Origin of the sequence: Ewingella americana, from assembly GCF_006438725.1 — a bacterium.
GTDB lineage: Bacteria > Pseudomonadota > Gammaproteobacteria > Enterobacterales > Enterobacteriaceae > Ewingella > Ewingella americana_A.
On the sequence record NZ_RCZD01000004.1, the window covers coordinates 58627 to 80968 of the forward strand.

General features: G+C 53.7%; 23 protein-coding genes, 1 pseudogene and 1 other annotated feature. Of the genes and pseudogenes, 14 read left to right on the top strand and 10 right to left on the bottom strand.

The window, feature by feature from the left end:
- The first annotated feature begins 348 nt into the window (after nt 1-348).
- Complete coding sequence (locus tag EAH77_RS08235) at nt 349-600, top strand: YciN family protein (RefSeq protein ID WP_140471582.1); 252 nt, start codon at nt 349-351, stop codon at nt 598-600.
- A 261-nt stretch (nt 601-861) separates the two neighbouring features.
- Here EAH77_RS08235 and sohB read toward each other — a convergent pair whose 3' ends face one another.
- The gene (sohB, locus tag EAH77_RS08240; protein WP_140471584.1) at nt 862-1905 is read right to left on the bottom strand and encodes a protease SohB; all 1044 of its coding nucleotides are present in this window, start codon (nt 1903-1905) and stop codon (nt 862-864) included.
- Between the two features lie 382 nt (nt 1906-2287).
- Here sohB and EAH77_RS08245 point away from each other — a divergent pair, with 382 nt between their 5' ends.
- Both EAH77_RS08245 and cobO read left to right on the top strand, forming a co-directional pair.
- Nucleotides 2288-3049 (top strand): YciK family oxidoreductase, encoded by a 762-nt coding sequence (locus tag EAH77_RS08245; RefSeq protein WP_140471586.1) that lies wholly within the window; start codon nt 2288-2290, stop codon nt 3047-3049.
- A 10-nt stretch (nt 3050-3059) separates the two neighbouring features.
- Nucleotides 3060-3665 (top strand): cob(I)yrinic acid a,c-diamide adenosyltransferase, encoded by a 606-nt coding sequence (cobO, locus tag EAH77_RS08250; RefSeq protein WP_347237665.1) that lies wholly within the window; start codon nt 3060-3062, stop codon nt 3663-3665.
- Between the two features lie 22 nt (nt 3666-3687).
- Here cobO and cobT read toward each other — a convergent pair whose 3' ends face one another.
- From cobT to rnm, 7 genes are all read right to left on the bottom strand, one after another.
- Entirely contained in the window at nt 3688-4731 is a 1044-nt protein-coding gene (gene cobT, locus EAH77_RS08255) for a nicotinate-nucleotide--dimethylbenzimidazole phosphoribosyltransferase (RefSeq protein ID WP_140471588.1), read from the bottom strand.
- 24 nt (nt 4732-4755) lie between these two features.
- Nucleotides 4756-5355: a histidine phosphatase family protein gene (locus EAH77_RS08260; protein ID WP_140471590.1), complete on the bottom strand. Its 600-nt coding sequence runs from the start codon at nt 5353-5355 to the stop codon at nt 4756-4758.
- Nucleotides 5356-5371: 16 nt separating this feature from the next.
- Nucleotides 5372-6124, bottom strand: a complete 753-nt coding sequence (gene cobS, locus EAH77_RS08265) for an adenosylcobinamide-GDP ribazoletransferase (RefSeq protein WP_140471592.1) — start codon at nt 6122-6124, stop codon at nt 5372-5374.
- 19 nt (nt 6125-6143) lie between these two features.
- Nucleotides 6144-6695: a bifunctional adenosylcobinamide kinase/adenosylcobinamide-phosphate guanylyltransferase gene (gene cobU, locus EAH77_RS08270; RefSeq protein WP_140471594.1), complete on the bottom strand. Its 552-nt coding sequence runs from the start codon at nt 6693-6695 to the stop codon at nt 6144-6146.
- A 117-nt stretch (nt 6696-6812) separates the two neighbouring features.
- The gene (gene rluB / locus EAH77_RS25725; protein WP_347237668.1) at nt 6813-7679 is read right to left on the bottom strand and encodes a 23S rRNA pseudouridine(2605) synthase RluB; all 867 of its coding nucleotides are present in this window, start codon (nt 7677-7679) and stop codon (nt 6813-6815) included.
- 793 nt (nt 7680-8472) lie between these two features.
- Nucleotides 8473-9093, bottom strand: a complete 621-nt coding sequence (locus tag EAH77_RS08280; protein ID WP_140471598.1) for an L-threonylcarbamoyladenylate synthase — start codon at nt 9091-9093, stop codon at nt 8473-8475.
- Nucleotides 9094-9108: 15 nt separating this feature from the next.
- Nucleotides 9109-10014, bottom strand: coding sequence for an RNase RNM (gene rnm, locus EAH77_RS08285; protein ID WP_140471600.1), 906 nt, complete (start codon nt 10012-10014; stop codon nt 9109-9111).
- 280 nt (nt 10015-10294) lie between these two features.
- Nucleotides 10295-10395: a sequence feature (Trp leader region), on the top strand.
- A gap of 44 nt (nt 10396-10439) precedes the next feature.
- On the opposite strand from rnm, the gene EAH77_RS08290 reads away from it, so the two are divergent.
- The 6 genes and pseudogenes from EAH77_RS08290 (at nt 10440) to EAH77_RS08320 (ending at nt 17554) form a co-directional block, all read left to right on the top strand.
- Nucleotides 10440-12002: an anthranilate synthase component 1 gene (locus tag EAH77_RS08290; protein WP_140471602.1), complete on the top strand. Its 1563-nt coding sequence runs from the start codon at nt 10440-10442 to the stop codon at nt 12000-12002.
- A gap of 1 nt (nt 12003) precedes the next feature.
- Nucleotides 12004-13611: pseudogene (gene trpD, locus EAH77_RS25500) on the top strand (bifunctional anthranilate synthase glutamate amidotransferase component TrpG/anthranilate phosphoribosyltransferase TrpD).
- Nucleotides 13612-13614: 3 nt separating this feature from the next.
- A complete protein-coding gene (trpCF, locus tag EAH77_RS08305) occupies nt 13615-14979 on the top strand; it encodes a bifunctional indole-3-glycerol-phosphate synthase TrpC/phosphoribosylanthranilate isomerase TrpF (RefSeq protein WP_140471608.1) in 1365 nt (454 codons plus the stop codon).
- Nucleotides 14980-15021: 42 nt separating this feature from the next.
- Nucleotides 15022-16212, top strand: coding sequence for a tryptophan synthase subunit beta (gene trpB, locus EAH77_RS08310; RefSeq protein WP_140471610.1), 1191 nt, complete (start codon nt 15022-15024; stop codon nt 16210-16212).
- Nucleotides 16212-17018: a tryptophan synthase subunit alpha gene (trpA, locus tag EAH77_RS08315; RefSeq protein WP_140471612.1), complete on the top strand. Its 807-nt coding sequence runs from the start codon at nt 16212-16214 to the stop codon at nt 17016-17018. The genes trpB and trpA overlap by 1 nt, the downstream gene beginning before the upstream one ends.
- Before the next feature lie 221 nt (nt 17019-17239).
- A complete protein-coding gene (locus EAH77_RS08320; RefSeq protein ID WP_140471614.1) occupies nt 17240-17554 on the top strand; it encodes a BON domain-containing protein in 315 nt (104 codons plus the stop codon).
- Nucleotides 17555-17634: 80 nt separating this feature from the next.
- Here the strand turns inward: EAH77_RS08320 and ompW are convergent, their stop codons facing one another.
- Nucleotides 17635-18267, bottom strand: coding sequence for an outer membrane protein OmpW (gene ompW / locus EAH77_RS08325; protein WP_140471616.1), 633 nt, complete (start codon nt 18265-18267; stop codon nt 17635-17637).
- A gap of 283 nt (nt 18268-18550) precedes the next feature.
- Between ompW and EAH77_RS08330 the strand changes: the two genes are divergently transcribed.
- The 4 genes from EAH77_RS08330 to yciA all read left to right on the top strand — a co-directional run bounded on the left by EAH77_RS08330 (nt 18551) and on the right by yciA (nt 20942).
- On the top strand, nt 18551-18934 hold the full coding sequence (locus EAH77_RS08330) for a YkgJ family cysteine cluster protein (RefSeq protein WP_140471618.1): 384 nt from the start codon (nt 18551-18553) through the stop codon (nt 18932-18934).
- Nucleotides 18935-19032: 98 nt separating this feature from the next.
- Complete coding sequence (locus EAH77_RS08335; RefSeq protein ID WP_140471620.1) at nt 19033-19785, top strand: YciC family protein; 753 nt, start codon at nt 19033-19035, stop codon at nt 19783-19785.
- Between the two features lie 101 nt (nt 19786-19886).
- Nucleotides 19887-20426, top strand: coding sequence for a septation protein A (locus tag EAH77_RS08340; RefSeq protein ID WP_140471622.1), 540 nt, complete (start codon nt 19887-19889; stop codon nt 20424-20426).
- 75 nt (nt 20427-20501) lie between these two features.
- Nucleotides 20502-20942, top strand: coding sequence for an acyl-CoA thioester hydrolase YciA (gene yciA / locus EAH77_RS08345; RefSeq protein WP_140471624.1), 441 nt, complete (start codon nt 20502-20504; stop codon nt 20940-20942).
- Between the two features lie 95 nt (nt 20943-21037).
- Here the strand turns inward: yciA and EAH77_RS08350 are convergent, their stop codons facing one another.
- Nucleotides 21038-21766 (bottom strand): energy transducer TonB, encoded by a 729-nt coding sequence (locus EAH77_RS08350; RefSeq protein WP_140471626.1) that lies wholly within the window; start codon nt 21764-21766, stop codon nt 21038-21040.
- A gap of 213 nt (nt 21767-21979) precedes the next feature.
- Here EAH77_RS08350 and EAH77_RS08355 point away from each other — a divergent pair, with 213 nt between their 5' ends.
- Nucleotides 21980-22276, top strand: a complete 297-nt coding sequence (locus tag EAH77_RS08355) for a YciI family protein (RefSeq protein ID WP_140471628.1) — start codon at nt 21980-21982, stop codon at nt 22274-22276.
- The last annotated feature ends 66 nt before the right edge of the window (nt 22277-22342 follow it).

The following is a 22342-nucleotide window of genomic DNA, read 5'->3' on the forward strand; positions in this document are numbered from 1 at the left end:
GCAGTGAGTCAGGAGGTCAACACTTTTTTTTAAAACGTCACTCAAACTGACTTCCAGAGGCACAATTTACTGATTTTACGGAAGTTTAGATGGACAACTGACACAGCATAATTCATTTCAGGATGATGAAAAGTGACCAAGCGTAAACAAAACATTCCACCCAAAGCCACAAAATCCCACACTCTACCTGATAAAAATTGCCACGCAACTTAATTAGCACGTTAATGTGCTTTTCGCCAATATGTACAAAATACACACAATTATGATTTTGCATAACCTTAGCGGATTTGCGGTTTTATCCACGACCGGACTACAATAACGCAGCAATTATAGTGGGGAGTAAATAACATGCACGGAAATACATCGGCAATTAGCCGGGAAGCTTTACTGGTCGAAGCGAATAAAGTCATTCGCGAGCATGGCGATTATCTTCACGGAATGGTCGCCACCGGTGTTGAACAGAAAGGAAATGTGTTGGTTTTTGGTGGGGACTTTTTTCTCGATGAGAATGGATTACCAACGCTGAAAACCACCGCTGTCTTTAATATGTTCAAACATTTGGCCCATCTGTTTTCAGAAAAATACCATCTGGAAAACTAAGGCTTCCTCGCCTGGCATTCTGCCATTTTTCAGGGCGAATGAAAGCCGAGATAACCACTCCAGTCAACTGCAATGACACAAAACGGAAGACGGTGAGTCAGGCGGGAAACCAAAAGAATCTGTGGCAAACTTGAGAAGCAGGCATAGAGAGGAGACCTTACTTTTTGGTGGAACACTAAGTAGATCACAACCTTCTATGCCTGTCTTTATTTATGGGGAGCCCTCAGGACAAACGTCCCTTTTTTCATTTATAGAGCAGGCTCAGAGTAGCGGTTTTTGACTCCGCTGCAGCCAGCGCAGGAACAGGCGATCCGCGCTTTCTGCTGCGCTGCCGGTAAACCGGTCCATCATGCGTTTACGGCGGCTATAACGCACCGCGATCACTTCGTGGTTTTTCATTTCGGCAATCAGTAAATCGTCGCTGGTGCCGATGGCATCAATCAGCCCTTTCTCACGCGCCTGCGTACCAAACCAGTGTTCGCCGGTGGCGACGCTGTCGATATCCAGCGAAGGACGATGCTGATGCACAAATTCTTTGAACAGCACGTGTGTTTCGTTTAAGTCTTCACGGAATTTTTCGCGACCTTCTTCGGTATTTTCCCCGAACAATGTCAAGGTGCGCTTAAACTCACCGGCGGTATGCAGCTCAACATCAATGTCATTCTTTTTCAGTAAACGGCTGAAGTTAGGGATCTGCGCCACAACGCCAATAGAACCGATGATGGCGAACGGTGCCGCCACGATCCTATCAGCCACGCAGGCCATCATGTAACCACCGCTGGCGGCGACTTTGTCTACCGCGACGGTCAGACGGACTCCGCCCTGACGCAGGCGCGCCAGTTGGGAAGATGCCAGGCCGTAACCGTGAACCACGCCACCAGGGCTTTCCAGACGCAGTAAAACCTCATCCTCTGGTGTCGCAACGGCCAGCACCGCAGAGATCTCTTCGCGCAGAGACGTGACTTCATGGGCATCCATACTGCCTTTGAAATCCAGCACATACAGGCAGGGCTTGCTTTTGGCTACGCCGATTTTAGCCTGCGATTTTTTCTGTTTCGCTTCGGCCTTTTCCTGCTTTTTAAAGGCTTTGTTACTCAGTTTTTGTTCGCTTGGGTTGAGCCGTGCGGTGCGCATTTCACGCTGCATTTCACGGTACTGCTCACCCAGGTCTACCAGATGAAGTTCACCTTTGCCCTGCGACTTACGCTGCCTCAGGCCAACCACCAGCACCACTAACGCCCCAATGGCGATAACCACGGTGACAACCTTGGCCAGAAACAGACCATAAAGAGATAATAAATCCACACATACCGCCTTTTACACTGTGGTAATAAGATGCTGCTTATTCTAGACAATCGCCGTCGGGTCGTCTTGTTCGAATGTGTTTCAGCAGCAGGATGGATGGCACGTTTCTCTGGGCCGGTCCTGACGGCAGGCAAAAAGGGGTGCAGTGTTGTTCCATTTTTGTTACAAAAGAATCTACAGAATACAGGTTAATCGTTGAAACAGATGTGCATTTCAGGCATATAACCCGAGTATTCATCCGCGTGATGACCTATTTTTAGACAAAGTGCCCTCCGGCGGTAGAGCCAGCTGTTTTCATTTCAATTGCTCCCGCCAGCGGCGCTTTGCCACGATGTAAGACACTATTGTGCGTCACATCCCGAATCAGGCAAGAGGACATCCTGTGCACTATCATCCAAAATCAGACCTTCTCAACCACCGTATTATTCTGGTCACTGGCGCTGGCGACGGCATTGGTCGTGAAGCCGCGCTGACTTACGCACGCTTCGGCGCACAGCTTATTTTACTGGGGCGCACGGAAAACAAACTGGCACAGGTTCAGCAAGAAATCGCCCAGCGTGGTTATCACCCTGCACAGATTTATACACTGGATTTGCTCACTGCCAGCCAGCAGGATTGCCAGCGTGTGGCAGAACAAATTGCACAATGGGTGCCGCATCTGGACGGTGTGTTGCATAACGCCGGCTTGTTGACTGAGATAACGCCCATGGCGGACATCAAACTCGAAGATTGGAACAATGTGATGCAGGTCAACGTCAACGCGACCTTTATGCTCACACAGGCATTGCTGCCATTGCTGCTGAAATCCCCCAGCTCTTCGCTGGTCTTTACTACCTCAAGTGTCGGTCGCGAAGGCCGCAGCGGCTGGGGGGCCTATGCGGTATCCAAATTCGCCACTGAAGGCATGATGCAGGTACTGGCCGACGAGTATAAACAGTCCCACTTACGGGTGAACTGCATCAATCCTGGGGGAACACGCACCAGTATGCGGGCATCTGCGTTTCCTGATGAAAACAGTAATAAGCTCAAAACCCCGGCAGATATCATGCCGCTGTATCTGTATTTAATGGGTGATGACAGCCGGCGTAAAACCGGCACCAGTTTTGATGCCCAACCAGGCCGCAAGGCCGGGCCTGCAGAATAAGAGACGTAAAATGAGCGATGAAAATATCCGTAATGATCGGCATAAACAGCGTCAGCAGCGGCTTAAAGAGCAGGTGGATGCCCGCATTGAAGCCGCGCAGGAACGCCGTGGCATCTTGATTGTTTTTACAGGTAACGGTAAAGGCAAAACCACGGCAGCATTCGGCACCGTGACCCGCGCCGTCGGCCACGGTCAGCGCGCAGGTGTTATTCAGTTCATCAAAGGCGAATGGCCGAATGGTGAAAAAAATCTGCTGGAACCGCATGGCGTGGAATTTCAGGTGATGGCCACCGGGTTTACCTGGGAAACCCAGAACAAAGAGACCGATACCGCGGCTTGTCAGGGCGTATGGCAGCATGGTAAACGCATGCTGGCCGATACCTCGCTGGATCTGGTGGTACTGGATGAGCTGACGTATATGGTCAGTTTTGGTTATCTCGACTTGCAGGAAGTGATCGACGCGCTGAAAGCACGCCCTGCCCATCAGACAGTGATCATTACCGGACGCGGCTGCCACCGCGATCTGCTGGAAATGGCTGACACAGTAAGCGAGCTGCGCCCGGTAAAACATGCGTTTGACGCAGGTATTATGGCGCAGCAGGGAATTGACTGGTAACAGCCGACTGCGCCACACACCATCAGAGTTCTATCTGACACTCCGCCAGCGTCGCCATTTGATTGTGGATGGCGCAGGCGGCATCAATTAACGGCAGGGCCAGCGCGGCCCCGCTGCCTTCGCCAAGCCGTAAATTCAGGTCAAAGTAAGGCACTAATCCGAGGGCACGCAGTGCGATTTGTGCACCCTGTTCAGCCGAAAGATGTGACGGGATCAGGTAGGGTTTTATCTCCGGGGCCAACTGGCACGCCGCCAGCGCCGACGCGTAGGATAGAAAGCCATCCAGCACCACCGGAATTCCCGCCGCCGCCGCGCCAATCATGGCCCCGGCCATCGCCACCAATTCAAATCCACCGACTTTAGCCATCACGTCCAGCGCATCGTTGGCGTCCGGCTGGTTGACGGCTATCGCCCGCGTCACCACCGCCACTTTATGCGCCAGGCGCTCAACCGGCAGATTTGCACCCAGCCCTACGATCTGCTCTGGCGACGAACCCGCCAGCACGGCGATCATCGCTGCCGCGGGCGTGGTATTTGCCATGCCTAATTCACCAACGGCCAGCAGTGACAGCCCGCTTTCTGCTTTAGCGATCACCCGCTCTGCACACCAGATCATTAACGACTCGGCCTGCTGGCGGCTCATTGCCGGGCCGGTGGCAATATTGCCGCTGCCCTGGCCCATTTTGTGGCTGATGGCACCGGGTATTTCACCGCCCATCACGCCGCAGTCAATCAGCGTGACCTGCGCACCGGCGCTGCGGGCCAGCACGGATACACCGGACTTGCCCTGAATAATGTTCACCGCCTGAATCGCGGTGATAATTTGTGGTGATGGCGTCACACCCTCCTGCCAGACGCCGTGGTCAGCGGCCATCACCATCACCTCTTTGCTGGGAAATGCCAGAGGGCGTTCACCCACGATGGCCGCTAGCTGGATAGCCAGTTGCTCCAGCCGCCCAAGGCTGCCGATGGGTTTGACCAGCCCGTCAATGCGCATAGCGGCGCGCGCAGCGGCCCTGGCATCGGGAACGGGAATTTGCCTGATAATCTGGGCGAGCGTTGCCATCATGTTTCCTTGTGAAAGGGTAACTCAGAGAATACCGCTGTCATTTAGCCGCTGAATAACACAGGAGCCGTTGGTCAGTTCAATTTCGCAGACGCAGCCCTGTTTGAAGGGAAAGCGCCACATATCGGCGGGGGCCAGTTTAAACATCATCGCCAACATCAGGCTTAATGACCCCTGGTGGGCAACGATCGCCAGCCGGCTTTCCGGTGGCATCAGGTAGAGCTGGCGCATCGCCAGACGGATACGCTGCGTAAAGGCGGTAAAAGATTCCCCTTGCGGCACCTGCGCCACCTGCCAGTCCTGACACCATAAATCATAGCCCTCGGCCTGGGAGGCCTGCAATTCGGTGTGATGGCGCAGCTCCCAGTCGCCAAAACCCATTTCCTGCAACAGCGGCTGTTGTTGCAGTTCCGTGTCACGCCCGTGCGCGATGATTTCTGCGGTGACGCGGCTACGCACCAGATTGGTATGAATAATGGCATCGAGCGCAACTGAAGCAAGCTGCCGGGCCACATGCTGGGCCTGGCTGACGCCGAGCGCCGTCAGCGCTACGTCGCTGCTGCCACAAAACACGCCATTCACATTCGCCTCTGTTTGACCGTGTCGGACCAAATATAACCTCATGTCGTTTCCATCAGCATCACTTCCATAAAAGCACTACGAAGAAGATAAGTTCAAAAAGTTCGCAACCTGCGCCGAGCGTATCGCCGGTCTGCCCGCCAATCCGTTTTGCAACCCAGCGTCGGAAACCGAAAGCAAACAGCAGTGTGATCAGCAAAGCCGGCATGGCGGCTGAACCGTCAAGCAGTAGCAATATGCCTGCGGTGATAGCAAGCGTGGCGTAAAAGCGCCCTTCAGTAATTTTACCGATGAAAATATTGCCCATACCGCTCTCACGGGCATAGCACTGGCGATGCATACAGACTGACATCAGGCCACGCCCCACGACAGGTACCATAATGAGGATGGCAACGGCAGGCAACGTAGTCAGGCTGAGCTGATACACCAGCGCACAGCGCAGCACAATCGCCACAATCAGTGCCAGCGCGCCGTTGGTGCCGATGCGGCTGTCGCGCATGATTTCAAGCATACGTTCACGGCTGCGTACCGAAAATAGCCCGTCGCAGCTGTCGGCCAGCCCGTCGAGGTGCAGTGCCCCGGTGAGCATAATGTGAGTGAGGACTACCGCCACCGCGGTTAACAGCGGCCCGAGATGGCTGAGGAGCAGGCTGTAGAGCAGCGCGCAGAGCCCACCAATAACCACGCCAGCCAGCGGGAAGAAGATAATGCCTCGCGGATAATCGCCCAACGTGACGTTGTCACACCAGCGTTGCGGCACCGGAATGCGCGTCAGGAACTGGAGTGTTGCAAGGAATAAACGCAGTGATTTCATCCCTGACTGTCGCCTCTTTTCATGTGGATTTAATTTGGATAGGGATACCGGAAACCACCAGAAAAACCTCGCTGGCTGCCGCCGCCAGTTGCTGATTTACCCGACCGGCAATATCACGAAACTGCCGGGCCAGCAGGTTATCCGGCACGATGCCCATGCCGAGTTCGTTGGTGACAATGACCACCTCTGCCTGACTGCACTGACTGGCCGCAATCAGTGCGCTGATGTGTCGATTGACGTGCTGCTCGGTAACACCGATGTCCATCACGGTGGCATCTAAACCAGGCATAACGTCGAACATCAGATTAGTGACCAGCGTGGTGATACATTCGATGATGATGGTGGTAAAGGTTTCACCTGCCCCGGCCACCACCTGTGCAAGATCCTGCCAGGCTTCTACCGTCACCCATTCCGCGGGGCGCTGCTGCTGGTGCAATGTGATGCGCTCACGCATTTCGTCGTCAATGGCCAGTGAGGTGGCGATATACATCACCGGGCCGCCATTACTGAGCGCCCGTTGCTCGGCCAGACAGCTTTTACCGCTACGGGCACCGCCGGTTATCAGGATCATTGACTTTACTCTCTTCGGCCGTGTTGAGTGACATGACCTGGTCAGGAACAGAATTCAGTGTAAAAAAAACCGCAGTCACAGACTGCGGTTGATCAGAACAGCACTTCACTGGTCAGGTTATCCGTTGCGCTTAGACGGCGTACCGCTACGGCGTACCGGCGCAACCTGAGTGTGACGCTTCACTGCGCGGCGGATCTGGTTGGCCTTCACGCGACGACGATCACGCTCAACCGGCAGTTTGCTGACGGTTTCTTCTGGCATTTCCACCAGTGTACGCAGGTAGTTGGTTTCCGGCAGATCCAGCTCTTTATAACCACCGCGAGGCAAGCCTTTAGGCAGGGTCAAATCACCGTAACGAACGCGGATCAGGCGGCTAACCTGCACACCTACCGCTTCCCACAACCGGCGCACTTCACGGTTACGGCCTTCGGTTAGCGTGACGTTATACCACTGGTTCAGACCTTCACCGCCCTGATACTTGATGCTGCGGAAAGCGGCAGGGCCGTCTTCCAGCTGCACACCACGGCTCAGTTGTTTGATTTTTTCGTCATCAATTTGACCGAATACGCGTACAGCATATTCGCGCTCAACTTCACGGCTTGGATGCATCAGACGGTTGGCCAGTTCACCGTCGGTGGTGAACAACAGCAGACCTGAAGTGTTGACGTCAAGACGACCTACAGCAACCCAACGCGAACCGCGCATTTTTGGCAGACGGTCGAATACGGTCGGACGGCCTTCCGGGTCACTGCGGGTACACAACTCGCCTTCCGGCTTGTAGTACGCCAGCACGCGGCAGACAGTGTCCTGCGATTCGATGATCGACAGGACGTGCCCGTCGAGACGAATTTTCGTCCCGGCAACCATTTCTATACGGTCACCGAGCGCAGCAATCTTACCGTCAACGCTGATACGGCCAGCCTGCAACATGGCTTCCACTTCACGACGGGAGCCATGACCGGCGCGGGCCAGAATTTTTTGCAGCTTTTCGCTCTGACCTTCGGTGCTGTCGAGGGCGTTCTTTGGTTTTTCGTATTTTGGCTCGTCGTCTTCCGGCGCATCGATATCATCGTTCAGCACCACAGACACGGCTTTCGGCTTGGCGCTGTGGGATTTATCGCCACGCGGTTTATCGCTGCGGGCGCTGTCAGGACGGGCTCTCTCGTTACGCTCAGGACGCGCACCTTCAGGACGGGCTTTGCCACTGCGTGGTTTTTCTATACGGGATTTTTCAATCCTGGAATCACCGCGTGCAGCGTCAGGACGAGCCTTATCAGTACGCGATTTGTCGGTACGTGATTTGTCGGTACGTGACTTATCCGTACGAGACTTATCGGTACGCGCTTTATCAGCCTGAGGTTTTTCGCCGCGTTTTTCAGCACGCGTTGGCTCAGGGCGGCCTTTAGCTGCGCCAGAGTTTCTACCGCTTTTAGGTTTGTCAGTGGCCGACCGGCCCGGTTTGGATCTGTCGCTTGTATGCTTCTGGGAATTATACTTCTCGCTCATTGAGCAGCCTCATTTGTCGCCTTCACAGGCGTCGGGGAGAGCCGACAGACGATGTGACCCATCATCTGCCCGCCAGAATTAGTATGGAATATCAATAAATAAGTCAGCGGCTGTTGCGGAAGTCCTATGCAATATAGGCGGTAAATCACGTCGCAAGAACAGCATTACTTATTAATACAATGACTTACAAAAAGTCAGCCCGCCATTATACACAACTTCGATATTTTTGTATCTATCTGCACATGCGCGAATTGATTAAAATTCACACGCTTTATAGGAACGGCGTTGGGTCACCCGCGCCTTCACGCACCACTTCTGGCGTGGATTCGGTCAAATCCACCACAGTGGTCGGTTGCTGGCCTATCGTGCCGCCGTGAATGATCAAATCCACCAGTTTGCCCAAATGATCTTTAATGTCATCGGGGTCAGATTCGGCAAAATCATTACCAGGCAGCATCAGCGTGGTGGACATCAGCGGTTCGCCGAGCACATCGAGCAGCGCCAGCGCAATCGGGTTGGAGGGCACACGCAGGCCGATGGTTTTACGTTTTTCACTCATCAGGCGACGCGGTACTTCTTTGGTCGCTTTCAGAATGAAGGTGTAATTGCCCGGCGTGTTGTTTTTGATCAGACGAAACGCCGTGTTATCGACGTAAGCATAAGTCGAAAGCTCAGACAGATCGCGACACACCAGCGTGAAGTTGTGATTGCCATCCAACTGACGAATGCGGCAAATGCGCTCCATGGCATTTTTATCTTCCAGACGGCAGCCCAGCGCGTAACCGGAATCCGTCGGGTACACAATCACAGCACCTTTACGCAAAATATCTACGGACTGATTGATCAGACGCGGCTGCGGGTTCTCGGGGTGAATATAGAAAAATTGACTCATAATTCCCTTCTTAACTCATTCTGTAATGGGGGCAATGCGTGTGGGTTCCGCCCACGCTTTCCACACCGGTTCTACCCCGGCGGGAAGCCACAGTTTGCGTCCCAGTTCTATCCAGGAGCAGGGTTGATGAAAATCAGATCCCTGCGATGCCAGTAAATTATAGTCTCTTGCGAAGGCGGCGAGTTGGCTGCGTTCATTCGGTGCCTGCTGACACTGGGCCACTTCCATGGCGTCTCCGCCCTGTTCGGCGAAATAAGCGAATAGACGCTTTAACCATTTCGTTGACAGGCCATAACGTCCCGGATGGGCAATAACCGCCTGTCCGCCGGACTGATGAATGGCCTCAACGGCCTGTTCTATTGTACACCAGTGAGGCGGCACGTAGCCGGTCTTGCCCTTGGCGAGGTACTTTTTGAACACCTGCGCGATACCGGCACATTTCCCGATCTCCACCAGATAACGCGCAAAGTGCGCACGGGTCACAGCACCGCCCTGCGCCAGACGTAAGGCGCCTTCCCAGGCTCCGGGTACCTGAGCCTTTTCCAGTCTGCGACCGATCTCCTGCGCGCGTTCCACGCGTAATGCTGCTTGCGAGGCCAGTAAGGCCTGCATCGCCGGGTGGGCAGGATCGATCCTTAACCCCACGATATGTATTTCGTGATTTTCCCACAGCGTCGAGATTTCAACGCCGCTGATCAGTTGCAGAGGGAGAGCCTGTTCGACAATAGCCTGCGCCGCACGAGCCAGTCCGTCAGTCGTGTCATGGTCAGTAATGGCCAACACCCCCACCCGCATTGCTACTGCACGGGCGACCAGCGCTTCAGGCGATAAATATCCGTCAGAGGCCGTCGTGTGGCTGTGCAAATCATAGAGGGTAAAGGCGGAACTGAGTTCTGGAATATCGGTGGCGATTGAAGTCATAAAGTAATCGTGATTAAACCTGTTGCTGAAAGCGGCGTTTATCATAACTCGTTAACCCCATGCAGGTTACCTCTATCTGACCTGACGGCAGATGTATGTCACTGGCTTAATGGAAAATCGCAGGTGCTTTAATCTGCCGTATCATTAAGAAAGATATAAAAGAGGGTTGACTATCGCCTCGCGAACTAGTTTACTAGTACGCAAATTCACGGAACAGCGTGATAACCATTAATGTAACGACAAAGGGTATCTGATGATGAACATTTCAATGATTTCTGTACTCAGCTGGTGGCGCCACTTCCCTTCGCGGGCGGTGTGATCACGCATAGCTGTTAACAGACATGCAGATACCCGAAGCCCGCTGATTGCGGGCTTTTTTGTGGCCGTCTTCTCATCCATTTGGTAGAAAAAATTCAGGAAGCACCATGACTACTCAAAGACCTCGTTTAGAATTGCTGACCGCACAGGGAAGTTACCGTGGTGACCCGACGGCCATCTTCCACCAGCTTTGCGGCGCACGCCCGGCAACGTTGTTGCTGGAGTCCGCGGAAATTACCAGCAAACAGAATCTGAAAAGCCTGTTGGTTATCGACAGTGCGCTGCGTATTACCGCGCTTGGCAATAAAGTTTCCGTTCAGGCGCTCACCACCAACGGCGCATCGCTGCTGCCGCTGATGGATGCCGCACTGCCAGGCGATGTACAAAACGACGTGCGCCCTAACGGCCGCGAGCTGACTTTCCCGGCCATCGACCAGATGCAGGAAGAGGATGCCCGCCTGCGGTCACGTTCCGTATTTGATGCGCTGCGCAGCATTCTGGATCTGGTGGAAACACCGGAGGAAGAGCGCGAAGCCATGCTGCTGGGCGGTCTGTTTGCCTACGATTTAGTCGCCGGGTTTGAAGATTTACCGCAACTGCGCGCCGACCAACGTTGCCCGGATTTCTGCTTCTACCTTTGCGAAACCCTTCTGGTTCTCGATCACCAGAACCGCAGCAGCCGTTTACAAGCCAGCCTGTTCACGCCAGACGGCGAGGAGAAACGACGTCTGCAGGCGCGCCTCGAACAGCTTCAGCATCAGTTGCAATTGCCACCGCACGCCATTCCGCATCAGGACGTGACCGACATGAAGCTCAGCGTCAACCAGAGTGACGAAGAGTTCGGTGCCGTGGTTGAACAGATGAAAGAAGGCATCCGCGCCGGTGAGATTTTCCAGGTGGTGCCTTCGCGCCGTTTCTCCCTGCCTTGCCCTGCTCCGCTGGCGGCTTACGAAACGCTGAAAAATAACAACCCAAGCCCGTACATGTTCTTCATGCAGGACAACGATTTCACCCTGTTCGGCGCATCGCCGGAAAGCGCGCTGAAATATGACGCCACCAACCGCCAGATTGAGATCTACCCGATCGCCGGTACCCGCCCACGTGGCCGCCGCGCTGACGGAACGCTTGACCGCGATCTCGACAGCCGCATCGAACTGGAAATGCGTACCGACCACAAAGAGCTGGCCGAGCATCTGATGCTGGTTGACCTGGCGCGTAACGATCTGGCGCGCATTTGTGAACCCGGCAGCCGCTATGTCGCTGACCTGACCAAAGTTGACCGTTACTCGTTCGTGATGCATCTGGTGTCCCGCGTGGTCGGAACGCTGCGTGCGGATCTGGACGTGCTGCACGCCTATCAGGCGGTGATGAATATGGGCACGCTGACCGGCGCACCGAAAGTGCGCGCCATGCAGCTGATTGCCGGTTCCGAGAAAAGCCGTCGCGGCAGCTACGGTGGTGCGGTGGGTTACTTCACCGCACAGGGTGATCTGGATACCTGCATCGTTATTCGTTCCGCCTATGTCGAAGACGGTATTGCGACCGTTCAGGCTGGCGGCGGCGTGGTACTGGACTCCGTTCCACAGGCCGAAGCTGACGAAACCCGCAATAAAGCCCGTGCCGTGCTGCGTGCCATCGCCACTGCCCACAATGCCAAAGAGGTGTTTTAAGATGGCCGATATTTTACTGATTGATAACGTGGATTCGTTCACCTACAACCTGGTCGACCAACTGCGCTCCAGCGGTCACAACGTGGTGATTTACCGTAACCAGATCCCGGCCGACGTGATCCTCGAAAAACTCAGCCAGCTGGAAAAACCGGTGCTGATGCTCTCCCCCGGTCCGGGCACGCCATCCGAAGCGGGCTGTATGCCGGAACTGCTGAAACGCCTGCGCGGCCAGTTACCTATCATCGGCATTTGTCTGGGCCATCAGGCGATTGTTGAAACCTACGGCGGGTATGTCGGACAGGCCGGTGAGATCCTGCATGGCAAGGCCTCCTCTATTACGCATGATAATGAAGGCATGTTCGCCGGGATGAATAACCCGCTGCCGGTGGCGCGTTACCACTCGCTGGTCGGTAGCCAGATCCCTGACGGGCTGACGGTTAACGCCCGCTATGGCGAGATGGTGATGGCCGTACGCCACGATAAAGATCGCGTTTGCGGTTTCCAGTTCCATCCAGAATCCATTTTAACGTCTCAGGGCGCACGTCTGTTAGAGCAGACGCTGGCCTGGGCTTTGGCATAAGGCGAGGAGCTGACTATGCAAATTCAAACGATTTCCGGCATCCTCGAAAACCTGTATCGCGCTCAGGCCATGACGCAGGAAGAGAGCCAGCAGTTATTTACCGCCATCGTGAATGGCGAACTTGAACCGGCCCAGTTGGCGGCGGCGCTGATCAGCATGAAGGTGCGCGGAGAGCAGCCGGCGGAGATCGCCGGTGCAGCACAGGCGCTGCTGGCCCACGCACAACCTTTCCCGCGCCCGGATTACGCTTTTGCCGATATCGTCGGCACCGGCGGTGACGGCACCAACAGCATCAATATTTCCACCGCCAGTGCCTTTGTCGCCGCGGCCTGCGGTGTGCACGTGGCCAAGCATGGCAACCGCAGCGTGTCGAGCCGGTCAGGTTCATCAGATTTACTGGCCGCGTTTGGCATCCGCCTGGATATGCCAGCGCAAGAGTCCCGCGCGGCGCTGGACGATTTAGGCGTCTGTTTTCTGTTCGCGCCGCAGTATCACACCGGTTTTCGCCACGCGATGCCGGTACGTAAAGCGCTGAAAACCCGCACCCTGTTCAACGTGCTCGGCCCACTGATTAACCCCGCACGCCCGCCGCTGGCACTGATTGGGGTTTACAGCCCGGATCTGGTCAAACCGATTGCCGAAACGCTGCGCACCCTGGGTTATGAACGCGCCGCCGTGGTTCACGGCGGTGGCATGGACGAAGTAGCGATCCACGCGCCGACCCAGATAGCGGAGCTGAAAAAGGGTGAAATTTCTACGTATGAATTGACGCCACAGGACTTCGGACTGGATAACTATCCTATCGAAGCGTTGCTCGGCGGAGAGCCGGAAGAAAACCGTGACATTCTGGCACGCTTATTACAAGGTAAAGGAGATCCGGCCCATGAAGCCGCAGTGGCCGCCAATGTGGCGATGTTATTGCGCCTTTTCGGTCAGGAAAATTTAAAACAAAATGCACAACAAGCTTTGGACGTAATACGCAGCGGCGCTGCTTACCAGCGTGTTACAGCATTGGCAGCAAGAGGATAAGTGATGCAGCAGGAAACCGTGCTCCACAAAATTGTCCGCGATAAAGCAGTTTGGGTCGCGGCACGTAAAGAACAGCAACCCCTGGCCAGTTTTCAAAACGATATCAAACCCAGCCAGCGCAACTTCTACGACGCCCTGAAAGGGACAAAAACTGTCTTCATTCTTGAATGCAAAAAAGCGTCACCGTCTAAAGGCACTATTCGCGATAACTTCGACCCGGTGGAAATCGCCAGCGTCTATAAAGATTACGCCTCTGCCATTTCCGTTTTAACCGACGAAAAATACTTCCAGGGCAGTTTTGATTTTCTGCCGCTGGTGAGCAATACCGTCACACAGCCGGTGCTGTGCAAAGATTTTATTATCGATCCGTACCAGATCCACCTGGCCCGTTTTTATCAGGCCGATGCCATTTTGCTGATGCTGTCGGTGCTTAATGATGAACAATATGTTCAGTTGGCCGCCGTCGCTCACAGCCTGAACATGGGTGTGCTGACCGAAGCCAGTAATGAACAGGAGTTGGAACGCGCCGTCGAGTTGAAAGCCAAAGTGGTCGGCATTAATAACCGCGATTTGCGCGATTTGTCTATCGACTTAGACCGCACCCGCCAACTCGCCCCGCGCGTGCCGCACGGCGTGACGGTGATCAGCGAGTCTGGCATCAATACGTACGGCCAGATCCGCGAACTGAGCCGTTTCGCCAACGGTTTTTTGATTGGCAGCGCACTGATGTCAGAAGAGAACCTGACCAGCGCGGTACGCCGCGTCACGCTTGGCGATAATAAAGTCTGCGGACTGACTCGTCCGCAGGATGCCTCTGTTGCCCAGCAGGCTGGGGCAATTTACGGCGGGCTGATTTTTGTCGGGTCTTCACCACGGTATATCAGCGTGGAAACCGCCCGCCAGGTTCAGGCCGGTGCGCCGCTGAAATACGTCGGCGTATTCCGCGATGAGACGCCCACCCGCGTCGCCGAAATCGCCCAAACTTTGCAGCTCTGCGCCGTTCAACTGCATGGCGACGAAGATCAGGCTTATATCGACACCCTGCGTCCGCTGCTGCCAGAACAGTGCCAGATCTGGAAAGCCCTGAGCGTTAAAGAGGTCATGCCCGCCCGCAACCTCAATCAGGTTGATCGCTACGTGCTCGATAACGGCAAAGGCGGAACCGGCCAGCGTTTCGACTGGAGCAAACTGGCCGGGCAGGATTTGAGCAATGTATTGCTTGCCGGTGGCCTGGGGGCTGATAACAGCGTCGATGCCGCACAGCTTGGTTGCGCAGGGCTGGATTTTAACTCCGGCGTTGAACGTGAACCGGGCATTAAAGATGCCGATAAAATTACGGCCGTATTCCAGACGTTGCGGGCTTATTGATCCCCGCAATGACGCAAAAATTGACAGACAGGATGGAATCACATGACTTTACTTAATCCCTACTTTGGTGAATTTGGCGGCCAGTACGTTCCGCAAATTCTGATGCCTGCACTGGTGCAACTGGAAGAAGCCTTTGTCAGCGCGCAGCGCGACCCTGAGTTCCAGGCTGAATTTATCGATTTACTGAAAAACTACGCGGGCCGTCCGACCGCGCTGACACTGTGCAGAAATCTGACCGCAGGTACCAAAACGAAGTTGTACCTCAAGCGTGAAGATCTGTTGCACGGCGGCGCGCACAAAACTAACCAGGTGTTAGGTCAGGCATTACTGGCGAAACGCATGGGTAAAACTGAAATCATTGCTGAAACTGGTGCCGGTCAGCACGGCGTGGCATCGGCTCTCGCCTGTGCCCTGCTCGGCCTGAAGTGCCGCATTTATATGGGTGCCAAAGACATTGAGCGCCAGTCGCCCAACGTGTTCCGTATGCGTTTGATGGGTGCAGAAGTGATCCCGGTACACAGCGGTTCTTCCACGCTGAAAGATGCCTGTAATGAAGCGCTGCGCGACTGGTCCGGCAGCTATGAAACCGCGCATTATATGCTCGGCACCGCCGCAGGTCCGCATCCGTACCCGACTATCGTGCGTGAATTCCAACGCATGATTGGCGAAGAGACCAAAGTACAAATGCAGGAGCGCGAAGGTTGCCTGCCTGATGCGGTGATCGCCTGCGTCGGCGGCGGCTCCAACGCCATCGGCATGTTCGCTGACTTTATCGACGACAGCAGCGTGAAACTGATCGGCGTTGAACCGGGTGGTTTGGGGATTGAAACCGGTCAGCACGGCGCACCGCTGAAACACGGCCACGTGGGCATTTATTTCGGCATGAAATCGCCGATGATGCAAACCTCGGAAGGCCAGATTGAAGAGTCTTACTCTATCTCTGCCGGTCTGGATTTCCCGTCCGTCGGCCCGCAGCACGCCTATCTCAACAGTATTGGCCGTGCGGAATATGTGTCGATAACCGATGACGAAGCACTGGAAGCTTTTAAAGAGTTGTCCCGTCATGAAGGGATTATTCCTGCGCTGGAATCCTCGCACGCACTGGCCTATGCGCTGAAACTGATCAAGGAGACGCCGGAGAAAGAGCAAATTCTGGTGGTCAACCTTTCCGGTCGCGGCGACAAAGACATTTTCACCGTACATGACATCCTGACTGCCCGGGGAGAAATTTAATGGAACGTTATCAGCAATTATTCACGCGTCTGGCGAGCAAAAAAGAAGGCGCATTCGTTCCTTTCGTCACATTGGGCGATCCGGGTGTTGAGCTGTCTCTGTCTATTATTGACACCCTGATTGAAGCCGGTGCCGATGCACTGGAGCTGGGTATTCCTTTCTCTGACCCGCTGGCCGATGGCCCGACCATTCAGAGCGCCAACCTGCGTGCGTTCGCGGCCGGTGTCTCGCCGACACAGTGCTTCAACATGCTGGCACGCATTCGTGAGAAGCACCCGGACATTCCAATTGGCCTGCTGATGTATGCCAATCTGGTGTTCCATAACGGTATTGACGCCTTCTATCAGCGTTGCGCCGAAGTGGGGGTAGATTCCGTGCTGGTGGCTGACGTGCCTTATGAAGAGTCCGCGCCGTTCCGCGCCGCGGCCATGCGTCACGGTATCGCGCCGATCTTCATTTGCCCGCCCAATGCCAGCGATGAGTTATTGCGGGAAATTTCCTCCCATGGCCGTGGTTATACCTATCTGTTGTCACGTGCCGGGGTGACCGGGACGGAAAAACGCGCACTGACGCCGCTGACGCATCTGGTTAATAAGTTGCGTGAATATAATGCGGCGCCACCGTTGCAAGGTTTCGGTATTTCGGAACCTTCGCAGGTGAAAGAGACGCTGGCAGCCGGTGCGGCAGGTGCCATTTCCGGTTCGGCGACCGTACAGATTATCGAGAATAATCTGCATCAGCCGTCAGAAATACTGGCACAGCTTTCACGCTTCGTCAGTGAGATGAAAGCCGCCACCCGCGCCTGATTCTGCAGCCCTTCATAACGCCTTACTTGCTGATGCAGATAAGGCGTTGTTTATTTGGGTGAGTTAATTTTTTTTTACCGTTTCCCATTTGTATATCCTTCCTCCATACACCACACTTATCCTACCCGCAGGATCCATTTTATGTTTATGGCTGCCGCGCGGGAAATGCGCGTTACTTATTATTAGATGGCGAGTTTCAAACCTGGCATGGAGAGTTATTTATGAAGCTATTCAAGACATTGTCGGCATTTTGCATGGCAGCTGTTGTCGTCATGGCGGTAGCGGCTTGTGCGCCAACCAAAAAATCAGAAGGCACGGGCGGTTATATTGATGACACCGTAGTGACCACCAAAGTGAAGTCTGCTTTGCTGGCTGATAAAACTATCGCGTCCCGTGAGATCAGTGTCGAAACCTTTAAAGGTCGCGTACAACTGAGCGGTTTTGTCACCTCAACGGCCGATGCAAACCGTGCAGTTGAAGTCACCCGTGGCGTGGCTGGCGTGAAATCCATCGAGAACGATATGCGTCTTAAATAAGACGTTGTTGTAACGTCGAAAAGTGGAGAGGCGCTAATAGCGCCTCTTTTTTTTGCCTGATTGATAGCCTTGAAACGCATTTAGAAGCGGTAGCCAACAGCAAACATAAATACCCACGGGTCGATACGCGTGCTGATGGTTTGCTCTTCGCCACCGGCTTTGAATTTCACATCCGTGTCGATGTCCATCCACCAGACCGACATGTTCAGCAGCCAGTTATCATTGAGGTTGTAATCAAGACCGGCCTGGGTTGCCACGCCCCAGGAGTCTTTGAGGCTCAAATCAGACAGCCCGGCATCGCGTCCGGTTTGGTTGAAATTAGCGTCAAAGAAGGTGGTGTAGTTAATCCCGAGACCGACATACGGACGCAGTTTATCCTGACGATCGCCGAAGTAGTATTGCGCCATCAGAGAAGGCGGCAACTGTTTTACTTCTGCAATGGTGCCGGTGCTGTTCAGCCCGACTTTATGTTTGAATGGCGTTGCGCCCAGTAATTCCATACCGATGTTGTCGGTAAACATATACCCCAGCGTCAACCCCATCTGTGTATTGTTATCAATATTAAATGATCCCAACCCCAAAACGTTATCCGACCCTGCCGTTGGCCGCACCGTCGCAGTCCCTACGCGAAAAATAATATCCCCTGCCTGATTAGCACTGGCGATGGTCGGCAATGCTGCCGCTGCAAGTAATGCCCAATACGCTGCTTTCATTATCCCTTTCCTTTATGTGGATTTATAACCTGCATGAATATACCTACTCTTGGGTAGGTCTTGATCCGTGCGGGATCACATCTTTAAATGATTTTTTAAGAAAATGCATCTTCAGCAAACTGCTCTAAAGTATTAAAAAGGAAGGAATTGATCTGCATCAAAAACAGCCGTTTCATCTCGGTTCGCAAAGTGCACAAATAGTGATTGCTTAATCACGTGCTGCGCGTAGCGTGCAGGATCAATGTTTGGTTTGGTGCAGTAAAGGAGAGGGTGACTTCCCAGGATGAGCGAAATTGTTAATCCCTGCATTTCCTGTGGCGCGTGCTGCGCCTATTTTCGGGTTTCATTTTATTGGGCTGAATCAGACGACGCGGGCGGGGTTGTTCCTCAGTCTTTAACCGAACAGGTCACGCCTTTCCTTAGTTGCATGCAGGGCACCAACAACAAAGCACCGCGGTGTATTGCACTGGAAGGCGAGATTGGCCAGTCCGTTTCCTGCTCCATTTACCTTAACCGCCCAACGCCTTGCCATGAGTTCGATCAGTCAGGGTTGAACGGCGTAAGCAATGAGGCCTGTGACCGCGCACGAGCGCAATATGGCCTGCTCCCCCTGGACCTGAAGATCCCGCTGTCAATATTCACGGCGGTTAATCAGGCCGAACGATAAGAAATCAGTCAGATATCATTGCCGGGGTGCCACCGTGCAACATTACAGGGTACAATCCCCGCCTGATTGTATTTTGATTATTTTGCCAAGGAGCGTTCATGCCTATCACGGCCAGCGCGTTATACCGTGACAGTTTCAACTTTATGCGTAACCAGCTGACCAGCATCTTGCTGCTGGCGTTGTTAACTGCATTTATTACCGTCATTTTGAATCAACTCTTCATTCCTGGTAGCGACCAACTGAGCCTGCTCAGCGCAACCGGTGATGACCTGTCTGGCACCACAGGCATGAGCTTGCAGGAACTTATTCAAAATATGTCACCTGAACAGCAAATGGTGCTGCTCAAAGTGTCAGGTGCAGCAACCTTCTCTGCGCTGGTCGGCAATGTTTTGCTGGTTGGTGGGATGCTGACGCTGATTCAAATGGTGTCTAACGGCATCAACACCAGTGCACTACGCTCGATTGGAGCCTCCGCACCGGTTCTGCCTCGTCTGCTTGGGCTGATGCTGATTTGTACTTTGATGGTGCAGTTGGGACTGACGCTGTTTATCGTTCCTGGTGTACTGATTGCCGTGGCAGTGTCACTGTCTCCGGTCATCAGTTGCACTGAAAAAATGGGCGTTTTTAAGTCGATTAAAGTCAGCAGTAAACTGGCCTTTGCCAATGCCCGCCTGGTTTTCCCGGCGATCATGTTCTGGCTGGCTGCCAAAATGTTAGTTCTGCTGGCGGTAAGCCACCTGTCCTTTTTACCTGCCATGGCCGCAACCGTGGTATTGAGTACGCTGAGCAATCTGATTTCAGCCCTGCTGCTGATTTACCTGTTCCGTCTCTACTCCAAACTGCGCGTCTGAATATCACGAACAGTCTTTGAAAGGGTGCTCTGGCGCCCTTTTCTTTTGTCTGTGAAATGATTCCGGTATAGTCAAACCATACAATAAACATGGAATGAAGTATGAAGCAGCTCCTCGATTTTCTGCCCCTTGTCGTATTTTTCGTTTTTTATAAGATGTACGACATTTTTGTCGCCTCCGGCGCGCTGATTGCCGCGACGGCACTTGCGCTGATTTTCACCTGGATTAAATACCGTAAAGTCGAAAAGATGACGCTGATCACTTTCGCCATGGTGGCCATTTTCGGCACCCTGACGCTGGTTTTCCATAATGATGAATTCATTAAATGGAAAGTGACCGTGATTTACGTGCTGTTCTCCGGGGCCCTGCTGGTGAGCCAGCTGGTTCTGAAGAAACCGCTGATCCAGCGTATGCTGGGTAAAGAGCTGACGCTGCCTGATCACGTATGGAATAACCTCAACCTGAGCTGGGCAATTTTCTTTCTGGTTTGTGGGCTGGCAAATATTTATGTCGCTTTCTGGCTACCGCAGGAAGTCTGGGTTAATTTCAAAGTGTTCGGCCTGACCGTCCTCACGCTGGTGTTTACCCTGCTGAGTGGTGTTTACATTTACCGGCATATGCCGGATGAAGAAAAAAAATAAGCATTCTCCTGCATGGGCCTTTCACTGAAAGGCCTTAATTTTTAAAGATCATTGAACTGTGTGAAGCAAACCGACATGAATGAAAAACAGAGCTTACCTAATGGTGAAATGGTATTGCGCACGCTGGCGATGCCTGCAGATACCAATGCCAATGGCGATATTTTTGGCGGATGGCTGATGTCCCAGATGGATATGGGCGGCGCGATTCAGGCTAAGGAAATTGCCAAAGGTCGCGTAGTCACGGTGCGGGTCGATGGAATGACGTTCCTCAAACCTGTCGCCGTTGGCGATGTGGTGTGCTGCTATGCACGCTGTATCCGTACCGGCAACAGCTCTATCACCATTAATGTGGAAGTCTGGGTGAAGAAAGTCTCTTCCGAGCCGATTGGGCAACGTTACAGAGCGACTGAAGCCGTATTTACCTATGTTGCGGTGGACGGGGAAGGCAAATCACGCACCCTGCCCGATGGCAGAAGCAACTTCAGCGTCGACTCTGACGGCATGTCACAAGACTGATTGCCAGCTTGCCGCTCAGTTGACCGGTACTCACTAAAAAGGTCGCCACTGTGGCGACCTTTTTAGTTTTTGCTCAACGAGACCGCATTTCGGCGCTATTCCACCGACGTACCGCCATTGATTTTGAACACCAGATTGACGACCAAATCGTTCGCCGCCTTCGGTTCATAGCGCCACTTCCGCATTGCCTGTTTAACTTCACGCTCAAACATATTGCGCGGCTCAGCAGACAAGATACGCACGTTATCGACGTGCCCTTCGCTGTCGACATCAAACTGCACCCGCACACGCCCTTCCAGACGCAGCGCAAAGGCTCTGGCCGGATATTGCGGCTTAGAACGATCAAGCGGCCTTGGTCCGCTACTCGCGCCCGCGGTGGCGGGTACAGAAGGTTTGGCCGCAGGTTTGATATCAGGCTTGTTGTTGTTAAACAGCGAAGCGTCATCTGTCAATTTGGGCTTTTCTGCTCTCTCAACCGGTTTCTCAACCGGCTTAGCCTTCGGCTTCGGTTTTTCAACCGGCTTTTTCGCAGTTTTCGGCTTCGGTTTAGGCTCAGGGAGCGGCACCGCTTCTGGCGGCGGCGGCGGTTCTGGCTTCACTTCCGGCTCGGGTTCCGGTTCTGGTGCAACCTGAGGCTTCGGCGGTGGTGCGAAATCCGCCGGATTCACCATCGTCACACTCATTACCCGCTGTTCCTGCTTTGGCAGTTTAATGGTTTCCGTCATCGTCACATACAGTAAAGCGCCAATGACCGCGACATGAATGCCGACGGCGATAATAAACGGCAAAGTAATACGAATAAATCCAAACTTTTTTAGCGGCATAATGATTCATTTTCCCCGTGAAGCCGCAAGTTTAAATGCAAATAGCAATCATATTCAACTCCGAGATGACAACTATTCTCAAATAAGACTCTCATTGATCTAGCGCAAAGCACTTTCTTCACGCCTCAGGTTTCGATATGGTGACTCATACGGTCCAACGACGGGCCGCTTAGCGCTATTCCCTGATAAACCTTATGATAATAAAGGTGATCCATGCTTTATGTAATTTACTCAGAAGATGTGGCTGACTCGCTGGAAAAACGCCGCGTTGCACGCCCGGCACACATCGAACGTTTGCAAGAGATGCATGAACAGGGCCGCGTTTTGATTGGTGGCCCAACGCCGGCTATCGACAGCGCCGACCCAGGCGATGCCGGTATGAGTGGTTCTGTGCTGATTATGGAGTTTGAGACGCTGGAAGAAGCAAAAATCTGGGCCGATGCTGACCCGTATGTGGAAGCTGGGGTCTATAAAAGCGTCAGCGTAAAACCGTTCAAACGCGTTTTCTAAGCACCAATACCGACACAAAAGCAGTGAAACGTTGCCTCAACGCAACAGGGCCGCCCAAGAGCGACC